Annotated in this window: 1 protein-coding gene; it reads right to left on the reverse strand. The window is 66.1% G+C overall.

Annotated elements, in window-relative coordinates; translation table 11 throughout:
- Positions 1 to 2,303 (reverse strand): ATP-dependent Clp protease ATP-binding subunit (locus ACZ7PG_RS51135; protein WP_470246523.1); only part of this gene is annotated, 2,303 nt, incomplete at its 3' end.
- Positions 2,304 to 2,334 lie beyond the last annotated feature (31 nt).

Genomic DNA, 2,334 nt, shown 5'->3' on the forward strand with positions numbered 1-2,334 from the left:
CCCAGCACCGGGTCGAAGCCGCGCTTCGCGAGCAAGGACTTGGCCTTCTCGGTCAGCTCCAGCTCCATGTCCTTGGCCTTGAGCTGCTTCTCCACCCGGTTGATCATCAGGTCGACCATCATGATGATCTGTTCCTTGGTCAACTGGTGGAACACGATGATGTCATCGATCCGGTTCAGGAACTCCGGGCGGAAATGCTTCTTCATTTCCTCGTTGACCTTCTGCTTCATCTTCTCGTACCGGGTACCGGTGTCGTTGCCACCGGCGAACCCGAGCGAGACGGACTTCGAGATGTCCGACGTGCCCAGGTTGGACGTGAAGATGAGGACCGTGTTCTTGAAGTCGACCGTGCGACCCTGACCGTCGGTCAGGCGGCCGTCCTCCAGCACCTGCAGGAGCGTGTTGTAGATCTCCTGGTGCGCCTTCTCGATCTCGTCGAACAGGACCACCGAGAACGGCTTGCGACGCACCTTCTCCGTCAGCTGGCCGCCCTCTTCGTAGCCCACGTAGCCCGGAGGGGCACCGAAGAGCCGCGAAGCGGTGTAGCGGTCGTGGAACTCACCCATGTCGATCTGGATGAGCGCGTCGTCCTCACCGAACAGGAACGCCGCCAGCGCCTTCGACAGCTCCGTCTTACCGACACCGGACGGGCCGGCGAAGATGAACGAGCCCGACGGGCGCTTCGGGTCCTTCAGACCGGCACGCGTACGACGGATCGCCTGCGAGACGGCCTTGACCGCGTCCTCCTGGCCGATGATGCGCTTGTGGAGCTCGTCCTCCATGCGCAGCAGCCGGGTGGTCTCCTCCTCGGTCAGCTTGAACACCGGGATGCCGGTCCAGTTGGCCAGCACCTCCGCGATCTGCTCGTCGTCGACCTCGGCGACGACGTCGAGGTCGCCGTCCTTCCACTGCTTCTCCCGCTCACCCTTCTGGCCGAGGAGGGTCTTCTCCTCGTCACGCAGGCGGGCGGCCCGCTCGAAGTCCTGCGCGTCGATCGCGGACTCCTTGTCGCGGCGGACGTTCGCGATCTTCTCGTCGAACTCGCGCAGGTCCGGCGGCGCGGTCATCCGGCGGATGCGCATCCGGGCGCCGGCCTCGTCGATCAGGTCGATCGCCTTGTCCGGGAGGAACCGGTCGTTGATGTACCGGTCCGCCAGGGTCGCGGCGGCGACCAGCGCCGAGTCGGTGATCGAGACGCGGTGGTGCGCCTCGTACCGGTCGCGCAGGCCCTTGAGGATCTCGATCGTGTGCTCCAGCGACGGCTCGCCGACCTGGATCGGCTGGAACCGGCGCTCGAGGGCGGCGTCCTTCTCGATGTACTTGCGGTACTCCTCGAGCGTGGTCGCACCGATCGTCTGCAGCTCACCGCGGGCGAGCATCGGCTTCAGGATCGAAGCCGCGTCGATCGCACCCTCGGCGGCACCCGCCCCGACCAGCGTGTGCAGCTCGTCGATGAACAGGATGATGTCGCCGCGGGTCTTGATCTCCTTGAGCACCTTCTTCAGGCGCTCTTCGAAGTCACCGCGGTAGCGGGAACCGGCGACCAGCGAGCCCAGGTCGAGGGTGTAGAGCTGCTTGTCCTTGAGCGTCTCGGGCACCTCGCCCTTGACGATGCTCTGCGCCAGGCCCTCGACGACGGCGGTCTTGCCGACGCCGGGCTCGCCGATGAGCACCGGGTTGTTCTTGGTCCGCCGCGACAGGACCTGCATGACCCGCTCGATCTCCTTGCCGCGCCCGATGACCGGGTCGAGCTTGCCCTCGCGGGCGAGCACGGTCATGTTGCGGCCGAACTGGTCCAGCACCAGCGACGACGACGGGGTGCCTTCACCACGACCGCCGGAACCGGTTTCGGTGGACTCCTTGCCCTGGTAGCCCGAGAGCAGCTGCAGCACCTGCTGGCGGACCCGGTTGAGGTCCGCTCCCAGCTTGACCAGCACCTGCGCGGCGACGCCTTCGCCCTCGCGGATCAGGCCCAGCAGGATGTGCTCGGTACCGATGTAGTTGTGGCCGAGCTGCAGCGCTTCGCGCAGCGACAGCTCCAGCACCTTCTTCGCCCGCGGCGTGAACGGGATGTGCCCGCTCGGCGCCTGCTGACCCTGGCCGATGATCTCTTCGACCTGCTGGCGCACGCCCTCCAGGGCGATGCCCAGCGACTCCAGCGCCTTGGCGGCGACACCCTCACCCTCGTGGATCAGACCCAGGAGGATGTGCTCGGTGCCGATGTAGTTGTGGTTGAGCATCCTGGCTTCTTCTTGAGCCAGAACGACCACCCGCCTCGCGCGGTCGGTGAACCTCTCAAACATGTGCACTCCCTCGACTGCTGCGCCGGCGGCC

The sequence above is a fragment of the Amycolatopsis sp. NPDC114504 genome (assembly GCF_055633595.1).